Below are 17,513 nucleotides of genomic sequence, written 5' to 3' on the forward strand. Positions count from 1 at the left end.
CATGGATCTACAGCGCAGGTTGACCGAAACCGTGTCGGGCGACGTCAGCTTCGACGCGGGCACCAGAGCGCTGTACACGATGGACGCCTCGAACTACCGGCAGGTGCCGGTCGGGGTGGTGCGGCCGGCGACCGTCGACGACGTGGTGGCCGCGGTCGCCGCCGCGCGTGCGCACGACGTGCCGGTCGTGCCGCGGGGCGGCGGCACCAGCCTCGCCGGCAACTCGACCGGTGGCGGGCTCGTGCTGGACCTGACCCGCCTGCGCGGGTTCACCATCGACCCCGTCGCGCGCACCGCGCGGGTCGAGCCCGGTGTGGTGCTCGACGACCTGCGGGCCGCGGCCGCCGAACACGGGCTGACGTTCGGTCCCGACCCGTCGACGCACAGCCGCTGCACGCTCGGCGGCATGATCGGCAACAACTCGTGCGGCGCGCACTCGGTCGCGTGGGGCACGACGCTCGACAACGTCGTCGAGCTAAGCGTGCTCACCTATGACGGCACCCGCATGACCGTCGGCCGCGACCACGACCTGCCGCCGGAACTGCGGAAACTGGTCGACGACAACCTCGCGGTGCTGCGCACGGAGTTCGGCAGGCTTGGGCGGCAGGTGTCCGGCTACGCGCTGCACCACCTCCTGCCCGAACACGGGCGCGACCTCGCGAAGGCGCTGGTCGGCACCGAGGGCACGTGCGTGACGGTGCTCGGCGCGACGGTCCGCCTGGTGGCGGTGCCGAAGGAACGCGTGCTGCTGGTGCTCGGGTTCGCGGACGACGTCGCCGCGGCCGACACGGTGCCCGCGATCCTGCCGCACCGGCCGCTGACCGTGGAGAGCATGGACGAGCGGATCATCGCCCTGCGCGCCGCCCGCAATCCCGAGCGGCCACCCGCGCTGCCCGACGGTGGTGCGTGGCTGTTCGTCGAGGTCGACGGGGTGGCGGCCGCACAGGCCATCGCCGACGTGGTCGCTGCGCCGCACCAGGTGCTGACCGACGCGGTGGCGCAGCGCGCGCTGTGGCGGCTGCGGGAGGAAGGTTCGGGGATCTCGACCCGCATGGCGGACGGTTCGGAGGCGTGGCCCGGCTGGGAGGACACGGCCGTGCCACCGGACCGGCTGGGCGCCTACCTGCGGGAACTCCGTGCGCTGCTGGAGAAGCACGGTCTGCGCGGGATCACGTACGGCCACTTCGGCGAGGGCTGCATCCACATCCGCATCGACTTCGACCTCGTCCACGACGACGGTCGCGCGGTGTTCCGCCGGTTCCTCGAGGAGGGCGCGGACCTGGTCGCCAGGCACGGCGGTTCGCTGTCGGGCGAGCACGGCGACGGGCAGGTCCGCGCGGAGCTGCTGCCGCGCATGTACTCCCCGTCGGCGATGGCCATGTTCGCGCGGTTCAAGGAGTTCTGGGACCCGAAGGGCCGGATGAACCCGGGCATGGTGGTGCGGCCGTACCGGATCGACGAGAACCTGCGCTTCGTGCCGTTGTCGTCGGTGCGCACCGCGTTCTCGTACCCGCACGACAACGGCGACTTCGGCCAGGCGATGCGGCGGTGCGTGGGCGTCGCGAAGTGCCGCAACCATTCCGGTTCGGTGATGTGCCCGAGCTTCCAGGTGACGGGCGACGAGCGGCACTCGACCCGCGGCCGGTCGCGGCTGCTGTACGAGATGCTGGCAGGCGACGTGATCACCGACGGCTGGCGGTCGACGGAGGTGCGGGACGCGCTGGACCTGTGCCTGTCGTGCAAGGGGTGCAGGAGCGACTGCCCGGTGAACGTCGACATGGCGACGTACAAGGCGGAGTTCCTGCACCACCACTACAAGCGGCGGCTGCGGCCGGCGTCGCACTACTCGATGGGGTGGCTGCCGCTCTGGCTGCGGCTGGCGGCGCGGATGCCTCGGGTGGCGAACGCGGCGCTGTCGGGCCGGATGGCGCCGTTGGTGAAGCGCATGGGCGGGATCGCCAAGGAACGCGCGCTGCCGGTCGTCGCGCCGGAGCCGTTCACCCGGTGGTTGAGCCGGAATCCGGGTTCCGGTCGCCCGGTGGTGCTGTGGCCGGACACGTTCACGAACTACTTCACCCCCTCGGCGGGCATCGCGGCGGTGACGGTGCTGCGGGCCGCCGGGTTCAACCCGGTGTTGCCGAAGGGATCGGTGTGCTGCGGTCTGACGTGGGTGTCGACGGGCCAGCTTTCGGTGGCACGCAAGGTGATGCGGCGAAGCCTGCGGGTGCTGACCCCGCACCTGGACGCGGGCACGCCCATCGTCGGTCTGGAGCCGAGCTGTCTGTCGGCGCTGAAGACGGACGTGCCGGAACTGACGGGCGACGACCGCACGGTGTCGAACACGTTCACGCTGGCGGGTTTCCTGCAGACCTACGCTCCGGAGTGGACGCCACCACCGGTGGATCGCGAGGCGCTCATGCAGGTGCACTGCCACCAGCACGCGACCCTGGGTTACGCGGCGGAGACCGAGTTGCTGGCGAAGGCAGGCGTGGACATGACGTCGGTCCCGTCGGGATGTTGTGGCCTGGCAGGCAACTTCGGCTTCGAACGCGACCACTACGAGGTGTCACAGGCACTGGCGGAACGCGCACTGCTGCCCGCGGTACGCACGGCGGCAGAGGACGCGGTGGTGATCGCGGACGGCTTCAGCTGCCGGACACAGGTGGCGCACGGCACCGACCGCACGGCCGTGCACCTGGCGGAGGTGCTGGCGGCAGGACTCACCGAGGAAGGGACGCGCTGAACCGGGCGCCTCCTTCTGGTGCGGGCCCGGCGTCGACGCCACCACCGAGGCGGGTGACCAGTCCGTGCACGAGTGCGAGACCGATGCCGGTGCCGCCGGGCCGGATCCCGTGGTAGCGCGAGTGCAGCACGCCGCGCTGGAAGGCGTTGCGGTAGTCCTCTTCTGACAGGCCGGGGCCGCCGTCGCGGACCTCGAGCACCGCGGCACCGGGAACGGTGCGCAACGCGAGCACGACCGGGGCCCCGGCCGGGGTGGCACGAACAGCGTTGGACGCGAGCCCGTCGACGACCTGACGAACCCGCCGGGGATCGGTCCGCACCACCACCGCGCCGGCCGGGCTCTCGACCCGGAACAGCACACCCGTGGCGGCGCACCGGCTTTCCCACACCCGAGCGGACTCGGCGACCAGCTGGGTGAGGTCGACGTCGACGAGGTCCAGCCGGAAGTCGTCGGCACCGAGCCGCGCGAGGTCCAGGAGGTCGGACACGAGCTGGTCGAGCCGCTCGGCTTCCGTCTCGATGGTGCGGCCCACCGCGGGCACCTCGGCACCGGTCACCACACCGTCGGCGAGCGACTCGGCGAAACCGCGGACGGCGGTGAGCGGCGTGCGCAGCTCGTGCGAGACGGACAGCAGGAACTCGCGTTGCCGCGCTTCGCTGCGGGCGAGGGCGTCGGCCAGCACGTTGATCGACTCGCCGACCTCGACCAGTTCCTTGGGCCCTTCCGGTGGTACGCGCAGATCACGCCGCCCGTGGCTCATGCTGACGGCGACCTCGGCAGTGCGGCGCAGCGGCCGGGCCAGCAACCGTGCCAGCACCACCCCGGCGATCGCCGCGACCACGATGCCGACGCACAACGCGAACAGCAGACTGCGCAGCAACTCACGACCGGTCCCACGGGCGACGTCGACGGGCTGAACCAGCGCAACCGCCCCACGATCGGCCAGCGCCCGCCCTTCGACGAGGAACTCGACCCCGGCGATGGTCACCCTGCCGTGCAGCGGCCGGTCGACGGTCACCTTGGCGAACCCGGCCCGCCGCGCGGCACGCACGGCCTGCTGGTCGGCACCCGCGATGCCACCGTTGGGCCCACGCCGCACCACGTCCACGTCAAGCCGGTCGAGGATCTCCGTCACCCGCCGCGCGGCCACCGGCACGTCCCCGAGCTGCGCGGACACCACGTCGGCCTGCGCGGAAAGCTGCTCCCGCAACACATCCCGCGACTGCCTGATCACCAGCCCAACCGACACCACCCCGGCGACCAACGCCGTCACCCCGGCCACGACGAGCCCCAGCACGTAGGTACGCACCCACAACGAGGACCGCTGCGCCGCCTGCCGCCGCACCTTCCCGCCACCGGCGCCCACCGGCCCCCGCGGCGGCGGGGACTCCGGTCGCGCCGGCCCTGGTGGCGTGGTCACGGGCGGTCCGCGGCGTAGCCGATGCCCCGTACCGTGCGGATGGGGCTGGCCTCACCCAGTTTGGCCCTCAGTTGCGCCACGTGGACGTCCACCGTTCTCGTGCCCGTCACCGAGTAGCCCCACACCGTGCTCAGGAGTTGCCTCCGCTCGAAGACGTGGTTCGGGCGGCGCATCAGCTGGGCCAGCAGGTCGAACTCGGTGGAGGTCAGCGCGATCTCCACCTCGTTCGCCCAGGCTCGGCGCTGGGTCATGTCCACGCGGACTCGGCCCACCTCCAGCACCTCCGCCGCCGTCGGGCCTCTGCGCAGCACCGTCCGGACTCTCGCCACCAGCTCGCGCGGGCTGAACGGCTTCGTGACGTAGTCGTCGCCACCCAGTTCCAGGCCCAGCACCCGGTCCACCTCGTCGTCGCGGGCCGTGACGAACAGGATCGGGGTCCAGTCGCCGTCTGCTCGCAGGGTTCGGCAGATCTCGATGCCGTCCATCGACGGGAGGCCAACGTCCAGGATTACGGCTGCCGGGCGGAGTCTGCGGACCGCCGCCAGTGCTGCCGCGCCGTCCTTCTCGAGGTGCACGCCGAAGCCCTCACGCAGCAGGTAGCGCTGCACCAGGTCGGCGATGGCCGGGTCGTCCTCCACGACCAGGATCAGGCCGCGGCCATCATCGGACATGGTTTTGTATAGCACTCATTCAGTCACCGGCCATTTCGGATTCGACGGCGTCCAATGTGGATTCGATGTCGCCGACCTGCTGGTCCACGCCGCCGCCTGGCGCCGGGGCGCTGTCGCCCCGGCAGCCGGCGGTCAGCGACAGGAGCAGCGCCAGCGTGCCTGCCAGCCGCCTCACTTCGCCTCGCAGTGGTCGGTGCGGAAGTCGGTGGCCCACTGCTTGACCTTGGTGAGGTCGTCGACCCGGCCCGCCCGGCGGTCGGCTCGCTCCTCGAGTAACTGTGCGGTGGTCTCGCGGCCTGCTTCGCGTTCCCTGGTCGCGCGAGCGCGCAGCCACTCCGCCGAGCCGCGGACCTCCGGTCCGCCGTTGATGCGCTCGAGCAACCGGTCGGCACGTTTCTCGATCTTCGGCAGGCGCTTCTCGCACAGGTGCTGCACCTGCTCCGGGCTGAGCGTGATCGTGACCGGGTCGGTCGGCTGTGCCGCCGCGGTGGTCGCGCCGGCCAGCACGAGGCCGATGGTCAGGGCAGCGGTGGTGAGGTGGTTTCGCATGGGACTCACTTTGGCGTGCCAAGGTGAGCAGAAGGACAGGGGAATGTTCGGGGTTTGTAAGTCAGACGCAGTCAGACGCTGTGTGGTCAGACGCTGTGGCTCACACGCCGAGACGATGCAGAAGACGTTCCTCGAGCTGGTCCAGCTCGGTCGACGCGGCCTTGTGCGCGGCCTTGCGACGGGCCGTTGGCATCCGCTCCGCGGCCCGGACCGCGGCGGCGAGCTGGCGCAGCGTCGTGTCGCTCCGGTTCGCGAACGCCTTGTCGTCCGCCGACGCGTCGGGGCGGTCCCGCAGCTCGTTGACGGCGTCGGCCGCACCGGAGATCCGCGCGTGCAGCGCGCCGCCGCGGCCGGAGAAGCGGGACAGCTCATCGAGGGGCACCCCGAGGCGCCGGGCCCGGCCCCGGTCGTACCGGTCGCGCACCTCACCGAGCGCACGCAGCACGTGCGGGGCGACCACCGGGATCACGGCCGGGCCGATGATCTTGACGACGGCGATCGCGTTCTTCGTCCGCTTCGGCGTGAACCTCGACTCCGCGCCACCGCCGACACCACCCGCGGCCTTGCGCTTCCTCAGTGCCATGGCACTCAACTTATCGGTGCTGACCAGCCTCGGCACCCGCTGCCCACCAGGTTCTGTCGGTGGTCCCGCCTAGACTGCGTACCGTGACGACATCGGTGCTTCTCGACTCAGGCGTGGTGAACCGCTGCCGCCGTCGGGTGCACCTCGAGCACGACCCGACGATGGCCGACGCACCGACCGCGCCGCCCGATCCGACGGGCGAGCAGCGCAAGGCCGACGCGGCCGCGCACCGTCGCTCGATCGCCGACGAGATCGCGGGCCTGGTCGGCCCGGGCTGGACGGAGATCCCGCGCGGGTCCGAGGTGCGCGCGAGCGACCGCGAGCAGATGACGCTGGACGCGATGGCGGAAGGCGCCCGGTTCATCTGGGCCCCCCAGCTGCCGCGCGACGAGGCAGGTGGCCGGCGCGGCCACATGGACCTGCTGGTCGCGGTCGACGGCGGGTACGTGCCGGTGCTCGTGGTGCGGCACAAGGTGAGCGATCCCGGTTCCGGTGCGCAGACCTCGCCGCTGTCGAAGCCGTGGCCGGACGCCAGGCGGTCCGACAAGCGCCGCCGCGTGCGCCCGCAGCCCCGCGACGTGCTGCGGCTCGCACACACCTACCGGCTGCTGCAGGCCTGTGGGCGCGCCGCGCCCGGCCCGGCGGTCGCCGGGGTGGTGGGGCTCGACGGCGACGTCGTCGTGTGGCACGACCTGGAGGCGCCGACCTGGCCGGGTGGCCGGGACGCGCTCGCCGAGTACGACGCCAGGTTCGCCGACCGGCTCGCCGTGGCGAACGCGGCCGCGACCGGCGCGGAGGCGCTCGCGCAGCCGTCGCGGATCGTCGAGTGCCGGTCGTGCCCGTGGTGGCCGATCTGCCAGGTCGAACTGCAGAAGGCCAGGGACGTCAGCCTGGTGGTGCGAGGCGAGGAGGCCGCGAGCCTGCGTGCCGTCGGCGTCCGCACCGTCGACGACCTGGCCGTGCTCGACCCGGACGACGAGTCGCTGCCGCCGACCGGCATGCCGATGTCCGACGCGGTGGGCCTCGCGAAGGCGTGGCTCGCGGACCTGACCGTCGTGCGCAGGGTGCCGGACATCCACGTGCCGCGTGCCGAGGTCGAGGTCGACGTCGACATGGAGAGCTTCGGCGACTCCGGCGCTTACCTGTGGGGCGCGCTGCTGACCGGCGCCGACGTGGGCGAGAAGCAGGGCTACCGCGCGTTCGCGACGTGGGAACCGCTGCCGACCGACGACGAGGCGCGGTCGTTCGCCGCGTTCTGGCAGTGGCTCACAGTCGTGCGGCTCCGTGCGCGGGCGCGGGGGCTCAGCTTCCGCGCGTACTGCTACAACGAACTGGCGGAGAACCGCTGGCTCCTGTCGTCCGCGAAGCGCTTCGCGGGCAAGCCCGGCATCCCGACGACCGCGCAGGTGCAGTCGTTCATCACGTCCGACGCGTGGTTCGACCTGTTCGGCAGCGTCCGTGACCACTTCCTGTGCTCGCGCGGCAAGGGCCTGAAGACGATCGCGCCCGCCGCGGGCTTCTCGTGGCGCGACTCGGAGGCCAGCGGCGAGAACAGCATGCGCTGGTACCGCGACGCGGTCGGTATGGACGGCTCCGCGCCGGACGACGACCAGCGGATCCGCCTGCTCGAGTACAACGAGGACGACGTCCGGGCCACCCACGCCCTGCGGCACTGGATGTCGTCACCGGCTGTGTACGACGTGCCGTACGTGGGTGATCTGTAGCACACGGTGACTTGACTCGTCCCCCGGAAGGATGGCAGATCACCCCTCTTGGGGGACGCGCGCGCAGCGGTCCTCCTACCAGGGTGGATGTCATGGAACTCCTCGCCGCCGCCGGTCTCTTCGTCGGGCTCGCCCTCCTCGCCGCCATCCCTTTGGTGCTCCTGCTCCACGTCACACAACGTCATTCGGACGGCGAGGGGTAGCAGAAAATGGCCGCGAAAACCACGGGACCGGAGATAGCGTGACCGGGTGCTCCAAGGTGCTGTTGTCCAGCTCGTCCCGTTGACCCCGGAACACCTGCCGGAACTGCGGCGGATCCGGGCCACGCCCGAGGTGCGGGCGCGGGGGGTGCGCCTGCCGACGACGGCACGGAGGACGACGTCACCTGTTTCGCGATCTTCGTCGGCGGGGCGGTCCGCGGGATGGTCCAGTACGGCGAGGAGGACGACCCGGACTACCGGCACGCCTCCATCGACATCTACGTGGACCCGGCAGTGCACGGCCGCGGGATCGGCAAGGACGCGGTGCGGACGCTCGCCCGGCACCTCGTCGACGACCGGGCGCACCACCGGATCGTCATCGACCCCGCCGCCGACAACGTCGCCGCCATCCGGTGTTACGAGGCCGTCGGGTTCCGGCCGGTCGGCGTGCTGCGGCGCTACGAGCGGGACCCGGACGGCAGGGGCTGGCACGACGGCCTGCTCATGGACCTGCTGTCGACCGAGCTGAAGTGATCGAGCGTTAACCTGTCGGCATGCTGATCAGTGACACTTCCGCCATCGTGACGGGGGGCGCGTCCGGGCTCGGTGGTGCGACCGCCAAGGCGCTGGCCGACCAGGGCGCCCGTGTGTTCGCCGTCGACCTGCCGGTCGCCATCGACAGGGCGCCAGAGGTCGCCGGGGTCACCTACGTCGGGGCCGACGTGACCGAGCCCGACCAGGTGCAGGCCGCCGTCGACGCGGCCGCCGCGCACGGGCCGTTGCGGACCGTGGTGAACTGCGCGGGTATCGGGCCGTCGGCGCGGATCCTGTCCAAGAAGGGGCCGCACGACCTCGCGTTGTTCAAGAAGGTCGTGGAGATCAACCTGATCGGCACGTTCAACGTGGTCACCCTCGCCGCGCAAGAGATCGCCAAGACCGAGGCCGACGAGCACGGCCAGCGCGGTGTCGTGATCAACACCGCCTCCATCGCGGCGTTCGACGGGCAGATCGGGCAGGTCGCCTACGCGGCGTCCAAGGGCGGCGTCGTCGGCATGAACCTGCCTGCCGCGCGTGACCTGTCGACGTCCGGCATCCGGGTCTGCACGATCGCGCCCGGCATCATCGACACCCCGATGCTCGCGACCGTCAGTGACGAGTTCCGGGCCGGGCTCGCCGCCGGGATCCCGTTCCCGAAGCGGCTCGGCAACCCCGAGGAGTACGCGACCCTCGCGCTGTCGATCATCGCGCAGGACTACCTGAACGGCGAGGTCATCCGCCTCGACGGCGCGTTGCGGATGGCGCCGCGCTGAGCGGTCACCGCCTGCCGGGCGGGCAGATCTCGTCGAGTGCGATGAGGTCGTCGTCGGACGGGTGCCACTGGGTCGCGGCGGCGTTCGCCACCACCTGGTCCGGCGTGGTGGCACCCGCGATCACCGAGCCGACCGGCTTCTGCGCGGCCAGCCAGCCGATGGCGACCGTCGCCATCGGCAGGCCGCGTTCCTCGGCGAACGCGCGCAGCTTCTCGATGCGGTCCCACGGCGCGTCGGCCAGCAGGCGGGAGCGCCCCGCGAGGCGCGCGTTCGCAGGCGGGTCGGTGTCGCGGTGGTACTTGCCGGTCAACAGGCCGTTGCCCAGCGGGAAGTACGGCAGCAGCCCGAGCCCGAACCGCTGGCACGCGGGGATCACGTCCCGTTCGGCCTCGCGTTCGAGCAGCGAGTAGTGGTTCTCGGCGGCGACCACGCCCGCCCAGTGGTTGGTGCGCGACAGCCACACGGCGTCCGCCACCTGCCAGCCCGCGAGGTTGCAGACGCCCGCGTACCGGATCAGGCCCTCACGCACGAGGTCGTCCAGCGCGGACAGCGTCTCCTCGATCGGGGTGGTCGGGTCGGCGCGGTGCAGCTGGTACAGGTCGATCCAGTCGGTGCCGAGCCTGCGCAGCGACGCCTCGACCGCACGTTTCACGTAGCGCCGCGAGCCGCGGGCGCCGAAGTCCGGGCCGTTCATGCCCTGCATGTCGACGCCGAACTTGGTCGCGATCACGGCGTTGTCGCGGCGGCCGGACAGCGCCTGGCCGAGCAGTTCCTCGCTGCGGCCACGGGGCGCGCCGTACACGTCGGCGACGTCGAACAGGTTGACGCCGGCGTCGACCGCGGCGGCGATGAGCGCCCGGGAACCGGCCAGTGACTCCGCAGCCGTGCCCGGGCGGCCCAGGTTGTTGCAGCCGAGACCGACCGCACTGACCACGAGCCCGGATTCTCCCAGGTGACGGAGTTCCACGGCGACAGGCTACTGAGAGTGCCGCCTTCGATCCAGCTGCCAATCGGGTTGGTATTGACATTCGACACATCGGGTATTCCCATCAGCACGATCAATTCCGGGGATCAGTGAGGCAGGCTGTGGAGCATGGGCAAGGCATCTGAGCGGAACTTGTGGAGCGAAAATCGTGACTGAGCGGAACTTGTGGAGCGAGCATCGTGGCTGAGCGGGACTTGTGGAGCGAAAATCGTGGCTGAGGGGGACAGACCGTCGGCGGCGGACTGGCTCACCGAGCACGTTTCGAGCCAGGTCGGACGCGTTTTCGTGGTGACCGGCGCGAACAGCGGGCTCGGTCTGGAGACCGCGCGTGCGCTCGGTGCGCTCGGCGGCAGTGTGATCATGGCCGTGCGGGACACCGAGAAGGGTGCGGCCGCGGTCGAGGCACTGCGTGCCGAACAACCGGACGGCCGGTTCGACCTGCGCCACCTCGACCTCGCCGACCTGGACTCGGTGCGGGAGTTCGCCGCGGGGGTCGAGCACGTCGACGTGCTGGTCAACAACGCGGGGGTGATGATGCCACCGCGCACGCTCACCGAACAGGGCTACGAGCTGCAGTTCGGCGTGAACCACCTCGCGCACTTCGCGCTCACGATCCTGCTGTTCAACACGCTGCTGCAGGCCGAGGACCCGCGCGTGGTGACGGTCAGCTCCGGCCTGCACAAACGCGGTCGCATCCACTTCGAGGACCTGCACGGCGAGCACGGCTACCACCGCACCAAGTACTACTCGCAGTCCAAGCTCGCGAACGTGGTGTTCGCGCTCGAGCTGCACCGGCGGCTGCGCACCAGCGGTTTCCCGTTGCGCAGCGTGCTCGCCCACCCCGGTTACGCGGCGACGAACCTGCAGTCCGCAGGCCCGACCGGGGTTGGCAAACTGATCTTGAAGGTGACCAACCGGGTCATGGCCCAGGAGGTCGAGATGGGCGCGCTTCCGCAGGTCTACGCGGCGGTGGGCGCTGATGTGGAGAGCGGTCAGTTCTGGGGACCGGACGGCCGCAAGGAGAGCAAGGGCTTCCCGACGCTCGTCGAACCGCTCGACGAGGCACGAGACCGTGAACTGGGGAAACGACTGTGGGACATCTCGGAGGAGCTGACCGGAGTGCACATCGACCTGACCCCGTGACGGGCCGGGACGTGCGTTCGGTCGAGGACCTGCTGGCACTCCTCGACGGTCTTTTCGTGGACACCCCGAAGTGGCAGGACTTCTACGGTGACCGCGACAGGCCGGTCCCGTTCTTCGCGGCGAAGCCGGACGAGAACCTCGTGTCGTACCTGGAGCGCGGCCTCGTGTCGCCGGGCCGGGCGCTCGACCTCGGCTGCGGCCCGGGGCGCAACGCGCTGCACCTCGCCGCGGCCGGGTTCTCCGTGGACGCCGTCGACCTGTCGCCCGCCGCGATCGAGTGGGCGCGGGAACGGGCGGGGGAGGCGGAGGTCCGGTTCCTGTGCGGCGACGCGTTCACGCTGGAGCTGGGTGAGTACGACTTCGTGTACGACTCGGGGTGCTTCCACCACCTGCCGCCGCACCGCCGGGTCAGCTACCTGTCGCTGCTGGACCGCTGCCTGAAGCCGGGCGGGCACCTCGGCCTCGCGTGCTTCGCGGCCGGGTCGATGGGGTCGGTGGTGCCGGACACCGAGCTGTACCGGCGCGGCAGGCTCGAAGGCGGCCTCGGGTACTCGGAGGACTCCCTGCGGTGGATCTTCGAGGACCTGACCGAGATCGAGCTGCGCCGGATGACCTCGGAACCGGCCGACTCCCCGCACTACGGCGTCCCGTTCCTGTGGACGGCCCTGTTCCAGCGCACGTAGGCCCAGCGCACGTAGGCCGCGCCGTCATACCTGCGGGGGAGCCGGTTCGCGCTTCGGCGGGACGTTTCGCGGGGCTCGGCGGAGCACGCTGGGGTGCATGATCACTGTCAGGCACGCGATCGGCTGGGCCGCTGTCCTCGGGACGCTTCCCTACCTGCTGTTGAAGGCGATCTGGCTGTCCGGCGGCACAATCGGGGTCACCGATCCCGCGCTGTTCGACGACACCAGCGTCCTGGTGCTCAACGCGGTCACCGCCGCCATGGACGCCGTCGCGATACTCGTGGCGCTCGCGTTCACCTACTCGTGGGGACTGCGGGTGCCCGGGTTCTTCGTCCTCGTCCCGATCTGGATCGGGACCGGGTTCCTCGCGCCGATCGCGATCCTCTTGCCCAGCATGGATTTCGGGGATCCGCAGCCGTTCCTCGCACCGTGGGTGCAGCCGCTCGTCTACGGCGGGTTCGCCTGGCAGGGCGTGATGCTCGCGATCGCGTTCGTGTTCTACGCGTCGCACCGGTGGCCGTTCGTGTTCCGGCTCGACACCGCTGACGTTCCCGCGGCCGGGCCGGTGCGGGCCGTTGCCGCACACGTGGGGGCACTGCTCGCCGCAGCCAGCGGGGTGCGGTTCATCGCCCAGGGCACCTTCCAGGACATCCTGTTCGGGGCGTTCGCGCTGGGTGCCGCCGCGGGCACGGTCGTCATGACCAACCGGATCCGTGGGCGGTTCTGGGTGCCCGTCGTCGTCACCTGGGTCGGGGCCGGGGCCATGTTCTCCTGGAGTGCGTGGGCCACCGTCAACTCGCTCGGCGACACGTTCCTCGACGGCGGCGCGCCCGCGTGGCCCGCGCTGCTCGGGACCGCCGGCGGGCTCACGATCGGGCTGACCTCGCTGGTGCTGCTCAGCGGGTGCGGTGACCGACGACCGTGTACAGCAGAGTTCGCCGGCCACCCGCGTACGCGTGGTGGTAGGTGATCTCGGTGTTCTCGAAGCCGAGCACGCCAACGTACCGCCGGATGGTCTCCGGGCTCATGTGCCACCAGGTGTCGCCGTACGCGTGGTCCCAGTACTGCGGCAGGAACGTCGCCTTCGGCTGGCCGTGGGCCTCCGGCGGGAGCGGGGTCGGGACCTCGCTGTCCGGGGCGTCCACGAAGTCGCCGACCAGGTGGTACTCCGAGGCGGGGTACACGTCCGTCACGATCACCATGTCGCGGACCAGCCGCAGCGAGGTCTGCAACGCCAGGAAGGGGTCCCGGACGTGCAGCAGGATGCTCGCGAACGTGGCCACGTCGACCTGGCCGATCTCCTCCGGCACCGTGTAGACGGTGCCGTGGACCAGCTTCGCGGAGAGGTTCCGCGCCTTGTGGTTGAGCCAGAAGCCGTTGTTGATCTTCCGCAGGTGGTCGCGGCGGATCGTGTCGAACCGGGCCAGGTCGTTGCCCGCGAACGGGACCACGTCCCAGGAGTGCTCTTCCGACAGGTCGTAGGCCACCACGTCGGCGCCCTGGCGCTCCATGTAGGTGGTGAGGAAGCCGCTCGCGGCGCCGAGTTCGAGCACCCGCTTGCCGCCGAGGTCGACGCCGCCCAGATACCGGTGCTCGTCGCCGCGCAGGTCCCACTCGCCGGTCACGTCACCGTGCCCGGGGATCTCCATCGAGTGGTAGAAGTAGCAGTCCGCCACGCCCTCGACCTCGCGGGGCCGCGCGTAGAGGTCCGTCGCCGCACTGGTCATGTCCTGCCGTCCCCTCGCCTCAGGTGCGCGGGACAATCTAGCCGTCCTGGTTCCCCTGCCGCGAAGGGCGGTCGTACAGCGCGACCGTGAGCCGTACCAGGAAGATCACGGCCACCACGCTGACGACCAGGATCTGCATCACCACGGTGTCGCCTCCTGCTCGTACGGACCTGACTGCGACGGGAGTGATCGTTCTACCGTTCCCACGGCGAGCCCGGGATGTGACGGGGGACACGCCGGAGGGGTTAACTCGATCGGCTGAACACGGTCGGTATCGGCGGGGTTCCCGAAGTGGGTACAGTCTCGCCGTGCCAGCACCAAGCACCGGGGTGGGCGCGGTCGCGATCTGGACATCGGCCGACCAGCCCGGCCTCGGAGACCAGCTACTCGGACGGGTGATCCAGCAGGAGCTGCTCGCGCGGCTGCCGGGCTGGCGGATGACCCTCTGTTCACCCGACGGCTGGCGTCGCCCTGCCGTGGCGGACGGTGGGCTCGTCGCCGAACCGCTGCGTGACCGCTCGCCGGACGAACTCGCCGCGGCCGCGACGCTCACCGTCGTGTGCTCCGACGACCCGTTCACGCTCGAGCTCGCCACTCGCCTCGATCCCGCGCACCCGGTGGTGCCGTTCGGGGTCCGGGAGGTGCCCGCGGTGCTCGCGGCACGGGCCGCGTTCGTCGCCGAGGCCGACCCGGCCTTCCTGCTGGACCACGTGGTCGGCCTGGAGACACTGCCGGTGCGGGTCGCGCAGCTGCGCCAGCTCGGTGAGCTGCCCGACGGCGACTACGACGTGTCCGAGTTCCCGGCGGGTGTCGTGTTCGAGGACCGGCTCGCCATCCTCTCCGGCGCGCGATCGGTGACCACCGACGACGAGCACGTCGCGGCCGCGTGTGCCGCGCTCGGTGTGTCCTGCGTTGGGCCCGCGCCGCGTGGTTCCGTGACCGAGCTGCGGGACGAGCTGGACCGGCTCGCCGCCCTCGCGGAGAAGACGCTCGCCGAGCAGGGCGGCGACCTGGGGACCCGGATGGCCGTGCTGGCCGAGGAGAACCACGCGCTGCGGCTGGCGCACTGGCTGTTGCGGGAGCGGATGCTCGTCGAGCGGCAGCGCCTGGTCGAGCCCCTCGCCGAGACGTGGCGGGAGCGGGACGAGGCGGTCGACGAGGCCGCCGGGCTGCGGGACCGCAACCGCGAGCTCGCCAGGCAGAACGAGGAGCTGGCCGCGCGGCTCGCGCACGTCGAGAGCGAGCTGTCCGCCTGGCAGGGCACGAAGCTGGTGCGCTGGACCCGGCCGCTGCGCGACGCCTACGGGAAGGCGCGCGGATGACACCGAGGATCACCTTCGTGCTCGTGTCCTACGGCGGGCGCGAGCTGGTGGTGCGGTGCCTGGAGCTGCTCGCCGAGCACACGCCCCAGCCCTACCGGGTGATCGTCGCCGACAGCGCGTCGCCGGACGGCACCGGCGAGTGGCTCGAGAAGAACCTGACCGGCGCGACGGTCCTGCGGATGCCGGAGAACCTGGGGTTCGGAGCGGGCGGCAACCTGGCCGTGCGGCACGCCGACACCGAGCTCCTGTGTTTCCTCAACGCGGACATCGAGGTCACCGAGGGCTGGCTGGAGCCACTCCTGTCGTTCCTCGACACCAGGCCGGAAGCCGCCGCCGTGTCGCCGGTGCTGCTGAACCCGGACGGCACGGTCCAGGAGGCGGGCAGCGTGATCGGCGGCGACGGCTGGTGCCGGGCCGTCGACGCCGGCATGACAGCGGGCCCGGTGTTCACCCGCGAGGTCGACTACGCCTCCGCCGCCTGCCTCGTGGTGCGGCGCAAGGCTTTCCTGGCGGCGGGCGGGTTCTCGCCGGAGTACGAGATCGCGTACTTCGAGGACGTCGACCTGATGCTGTCGCTCCGGGCGCACGGCTGGCAGACGTGGCTGGAACCCGCGTCGGCGGTCGTGCACGAACGCCACGGCAGCAGCTCGTCGGAGCGGGCGAACGAGCTGATGCGGCTCAACCACGCCACGTTCGTCAAGCGGTGGCCCGCCGAGCTGGCCCGCCGCGCGCCGGTCGTCGGCCTCGACGAGCACCCACACCGCAAGTGGTGGCTGCGTGACCAGATCGCGCCGTACCGGGTGCTGCTGATCGACGACCGCGTCCCGCAGCCGGACCGCGGCCGCGGCGACGGCCGCACGATGGCCGTGGTCGACGCGTGGCGGGAGGCCGACCCGCGCGCCCGCGTCACGTTCTTCGCGGTGTCGCCGGAACGGGCCGAGCAGGTGGCGCCCGCGCTCGCCGCGAAGGGCATCGAGGTCGTGTACGGGGTCGGCGATCCCGGCCGCTGGTCCCGCGAACGGGCCGGGCTGTACGACGTGGTCGTCGTGTTCCGGCCGCACAACTTCGTCGGCTACGGCAAGCCGATCGCCGAGGCGCAGCCGCAGGCGGTGAAGGTGTACGACGCGGAGGCGTTGTTCCACCGCCGCCCGGAGCAGCACTTCGGTACCGCCGACGAGGTACGGGACCGCCGCGCGTGGGCCGTGCAGGCAGACCTGTTGCGCCAGCAGGAGGTCGACGCGTTCACGTGGGCCGACGTCGCCGTGTGCGTGAGCGAGGAGGAGGCCCACTGGGCGCGCCGGGTCGCGCCGGGCTCGTCGGTGCACGTGGCGTGCTACCCGGCGCACGTGCCGGACGAGGTGCCGGGTTTCGCGGCGCGGCGCGACATCGTGTTCTTCGGCGGGTTCGACGCGACCCCGCGCACTCCCAACGAGTTCGCCGTGCTGGAGCTGGCAGGCGAGGTGCTGCCGCCGTTGCGCGAGCGGCACCCGGACCTGCGGATGCGGGTGGTCGGCGCGGACCCGTCGCCCGCGGTGCTGGCGCTGGACGGCCCGGCGATCGAGGTGGTCGGCAAGGTGCCCGACCCGCGGCCGCTGCTGGAGTCCGCGCTGCTGCACGTGGTCCCGATGCGGTACGGCGCGGGCGTGAAGATCAAGTTCGTGGACTCGATGGCGGCCGGGCTGCCGTTCGTGACCACCCCGGTCGGCGGCGAGGGCCTGCACCTTGGCTGGACGGCCCGGCACCTGATCGGCGCGTCGCCGGCCGAGCACGTCGAGCTGTGCCACAAGCTGCTGACCGACCCCGTGCTGTGGACCGAGGTGCAGCAGGGGCTGATGGAGATCTGCCGCATCCACTTCTCGCCCGCGGAGTTCCGCCGCCGCATGCGGGACGTGCTGGTGGCGTGCGCGGTCCCGCCGGCTGTTCCGCCTCCCCGCATTTTCAAGTGTGGGTCCCGACCCAGCGCCACCGGCGGACCGCAGGCGGTTGGTGGCTGAGCGCCGTCACGTTCCCCTGAGGTAACTGCTGATCAGGTACGCACCTCGGCAAAAGACCTGCGAGACAGATCCCAGTACAGTGGAGCCCGTGGGGCGGGATTCTGTGCTGGTGCGGGCGAGGTTGGTACTCGCCCTCTTCCTGCCCGCCCTGTTCATCGCGTTGCCCGCGGCCGGCGGACTCGGCGACCTCGCCGGTGCGCTCACCGTCGGTCTCGCCGCCGCGCTGGTCGTCGCCGTCGTGCTGCACGTGCCGCCGGCGACCGTACCCACGGCGGTCCGCACGCTCAGCCTGCGTGAACGCGCGAAACTGACCGTCTTCCTGCGGTTGCGCGATCCCGACGCGCCGGGACGCACCCGGCCACGAGCTCCTGGACTCGGCAGCGCGGCTGCCTGAAACCCTTTCTGAGTAAGGCAGTCGCTCCCGCCTGCCCATGTCACCTCGCATGAACTCCTGGAGCG

Annotated in this window: 17 protein-coding genes; 10 read left to right on the forward strand and 7 right to left on the reverse strand. The window is 71.3% G+C overall.

The genetic code is table 11. The features are described from left to right. Position 1 precedes the first annotated feature (1 nt). The gene (locus FHR82_RS14655; RefSeq protein ID WP_184810925.1) at positions 2-2,743 is read left to right on the forward strand and encodes an FAD-binding and (Fe-S)-binding domain-containing protein; all 2,742 of its coding nucleotides are present in this window, start codon (positions 2-4) and stop codon (positions 2,741-2,743) included. On the opposite strand, the gene FHR82_RS14660 is transcribed toward FHR82_RS14655, so the two are convergent. The 5 genes from FHR82_RS14660 to FHR82_RS14680 all read right to left on the reverse strand — a co-directional run bounded on the left by FHR82_RS14660 (position 2,721) and on the right by FHR82_RS14680 (position 5,966). Beyond that, positions 2,721-4,163: a HAMP domain-containing sensor histidine kinase gene (locus FHR82_RS14660; protein WP_311771082.1), complete on the reverse strand. Its 1,443-nt coding sequence runs from the start codon at positions 4,161-4,163 to the stop codon at positions 2,721-2,723. The genes FHR82_RS14655 and FHR82_RS14660 overlap by 23 nt on opposite strands. Further along, a complete protein-coding gene (locus FHR82_RS14665; protein WP_184810926.1) occupies positions 4,160-4,834 on the reverse strand; it encodes a response regulator transcription factor in 675 nt (224 codons plus the stop codon). The genes FHR82_RS14660 and FHR82_RS14665 overlap by 4 nt, the downstream gene beginning before the upstream one ends. Positions 4,835-4,853: 19 nt before the next feature. Further along, positions 4,854-5,009, reverse strand: a complete 156-nt coding sequence (locus FHR82_RS14670; protein WP_184810927.1) for a hypothetical protein — start codon at positions 5,007-5,009, stop codon at positions 4,854-4,856. Continuing rightward, the gene (locus tag FHR82_RS14675; protein ID WP_184810928.1) at positions 5,006-5,383 is read right to left on the reverse strand and encodes a hypothetical protein; all 378 of its coding nucleotides are present in this window, start codon (positions 5,381-5,383) and stop codon (positions 5,006-5,008) included. Before FHR82_RS14675 ends, FHR82_RS14670 begins: the two co-directional genes overlap by 4 nt. A 100-nt stretch (positions 5,384-5,483) precedes the next feature. After that, entirely contained in the window at positions 5,484-5,966 is a 483-nt protein-coding gene (locus FHR82_RS14680) for a DUF6474 family protein (protein WP_184810929.1), read from the reverse strand. Between the two features lie 83 nt (positions 5,967-6,049). Between FHR82_RS14680 and FHR82_RS14685 the strand changes: the two genes are divergently transcribed. From FHR82_RS14685 to FHR82_RS14695, 3 genes are all read left to right on the forward strand, one after another. After that, positions 6,050-7,690 (forward strand): TM0106 family RecB-like putative nuclease, encoded by a 1,641-nt coding sequence (locus FHR82_RS14685; RefSeq protein WP_184810930.1) that lies wholly within the window; start codon positions 6,050-6,052, stop codon positions 7,688-7,690. Positions 7,691-8,112: 422 nt separating this feature from the next. Next, the gene (locus tag FHR82_RS14690) at positions 8,113-8,424 is read left to right on the forward strand and encodes a GNAT family N-acetyltransferase (RefSeq protein ID WP_376706412.1); all 312 of its coding nucleotides are present in this window, start codon (positions 8,113-8,115) and stop codon (positions 8,422-8,424) included. A 20-nt stretch (positions 8,425-8,444) separates the two neighbouring features. Further along, complete coding sequence (locus tag FHR82_RS14695; RefSeq protein WP_184810931.1) at positions 8,445-9,200, forward strand: SDR family NAD(P)-dependent oxidoreductase; 756 nt, start codon at positions 8,445-8,447, stop codon at positions 9,198-9,200. Between the two features lie 4 nt (positions 9,201-9,204). Here the strand turns inward: FHR82_RS14695 and FHR82_RS14700 are convergent, their stop codons facing one another. Beyond that, positions 9,205-10,167, reverse strand: coding sequence for an aldo/keto reductase (locus tag FHR82_RS14700; RefSeq protein WP_184810932.1), 963 nt, complete (start codon positions 10,165-10,167; stop codon positions 9,205-9,207). Between the two features lie 228 nt (positions 10,168-10,395). Between FHR82_RS14700 and FHR82_RS14705 the strand changes: the two genes are divergently transcribed. From FHR82_RS14705 to FHR82_RS14715, 3 genes are all read left to right on the forward strand, one after another. Beyond that, the gene (locus tag FHR82_RS14705; RefSeq protein ID WP_184810933.1) at positions 10,396-11,328 is read left to right on the forward strand and encodes an oxidoreductase; all 933 of its coding nucleotides are present in this window, start codon (positions 10,396-10,398) and stop codon (positions 11,326-11,328) included. Next, entirely contained in the window at positions 11,325-12,011 is a 687-nt protein-coding gene (locus tag FHR82_RS14710) for a class I SAM-dependent methyltransferase (protein WP_184810934.1), read from the forward strand. Before FHR82_RS14705 ends, FHR82_RS14710 begins: the two co-directional genes overlap by 4 nt. Positions 12,012-12,108: 97 nt before the next feature. Further along, positions 12,109-12,981: a hypothetical protein gene (locus FHR82_RS14715; protein ID WP_184810935.1), complete on the forward strand. Its 873-nt coding sequence runs from the start codon at positions 12,109-12,111 to the stop codon at positions 12,979-12,981. On the opposite strand, the gene FHR82_RS14720 is transcribed toward FHR82_RS14715, so the two are convergent. After that, positions 12,908-13,738, reverse strand: coding sequence for a class I SAM-dependent methyltransferase (locus tag FHR82_RS14720; protein WP_184810936.1), 831 nt, complete (start codon positions 13,736-13,738; stop codon positions 12,908-12,910). The two genes, FHR82_RS14715 and FHR82_RS14720, sit on opposite strands and share 74 nt — an antisense overlap. A gap of 308 nt (positions 13,739-14,046) precedes the next feature. Between FHR82_RS14720 and FHR82_RS14725 the strand changes: the two genes are divergently transcribed. The 3 genes from FHR82_RS14725 (at position 14,047) to FHR82_RS14735 (ending at position 17,448) form a co-directional block, all read left to right on the forward strand. Beyond that, a complete protein-coding gene (locus tag FHR82_RS14725) occupies positions 14,047-15,060 on the forward strand; it encodes an SH3 domain-containing protein (protein WP_184810937.1) in 1,014 nt (337 codons plus the stop codon). Beyond that, positions 15,057-17,054, forward strand: coding sequence for a glycosyltransferase (locus FHR82_RS14730; protein WP_184810938.1), 1,998 nt, complete (start codon positions 15,057-15,059; stop codon positions 17,052-17,054). Before FHR82_RS14725 ends, FHR82_RS14730 begins: the two co-directional genes overlap by 4 nt. Before the next feature lie 88 nt (positions 17,055-17,142). After that, complete coding sequence (locus FHR82_RS14735; protein ID WP_311771083.1) at positions 17,143-17,448, forward strand: DUF6412 domain-containing protein; 306 nt, start codon at positions 17,143-17,145, stop codon at positions 17,446-17,448. The last annotated feature ends 65 nt before the right edge of the window (positions 17,449-17,513 follow it).

The organism is Actinophytocola algeriensis, assembly GCF_014203735.1.
Classification (GTDB): Bacteria; Actinomycetota; Actinomycetes; order Mycobacteriales; family Pseudonocardiaceae; genus Actinophytocola; species Actinophytocola algeriensis.

Excerpts from the sequence above, each read along its gene's own strand:
- FHR82_RS14680 (WP_184810929.1), bottom strand. The coding sequence starts at position 5,966 with ATGGCACTGAGGAAGCGCAAGGCCGCGGGTGGTGTCGGCGGTGGCGCG.
- FHR82_RS14655 (WP_184810925.1), top strand. The coding sequence starts at position 2 with ATGGATCTACAGCGCAGGTTGACCGAAACCGTGTCGGGCGACGTCAGC.
- FHR82_RS14690 (WP_376706412.1), top strand. The coding sequence starts at position 8,113 with ATGGTCCAGTACGGCGAGGAGGACGACCCGGACTACCGGCACGCCTCC.
- FHR82_RS14695 (WP_184810931.1), top strand. The coding sequence starts at position 8,445 with ATGCTGATCAGTGACACTTCCGCCATCGTGACGGGGGGCGCGTCCGGG.
- FHR82_RS14675 (WP_184810928.1), bottom strand. The coding sequence starts at position 5,383 with ATGCGAAACCACCTCACCACCGCTGCCCTGACCATCGGCCTCGTGCTG.
- FHR82_RS14715 (WP_184810935.1), top strand. The coding sequence starts at position 12,109 with ATGATCACTGTCAGGCACGCGATCGGCTGGGCCGCTGTCCTCGGGACG.
- FHR82_RS14730 (WP_184810938.1), top strand. The coding sequence starts at position 15,057 with ATGACACCGAGGATCACCTTCGTGCTCGTGTCCTACGGCGGGCGCGAG.
- FHR82_RS14720 (WP_184810936.1), bottom strand. The coding sequence starts at position 13,738 with ATGACCAGTGCGGCGACGGACCTCTACGCGCGGCCCCGCGAGGTCGAG.
- FHR82_RS14665 (WP_184810926.1), bottom strand. The coding sequence starts at position 4,834 with ATGTCCGATGATGGCCGCGGCCTGATCCTGGTCGTGGAGGACGACCCG.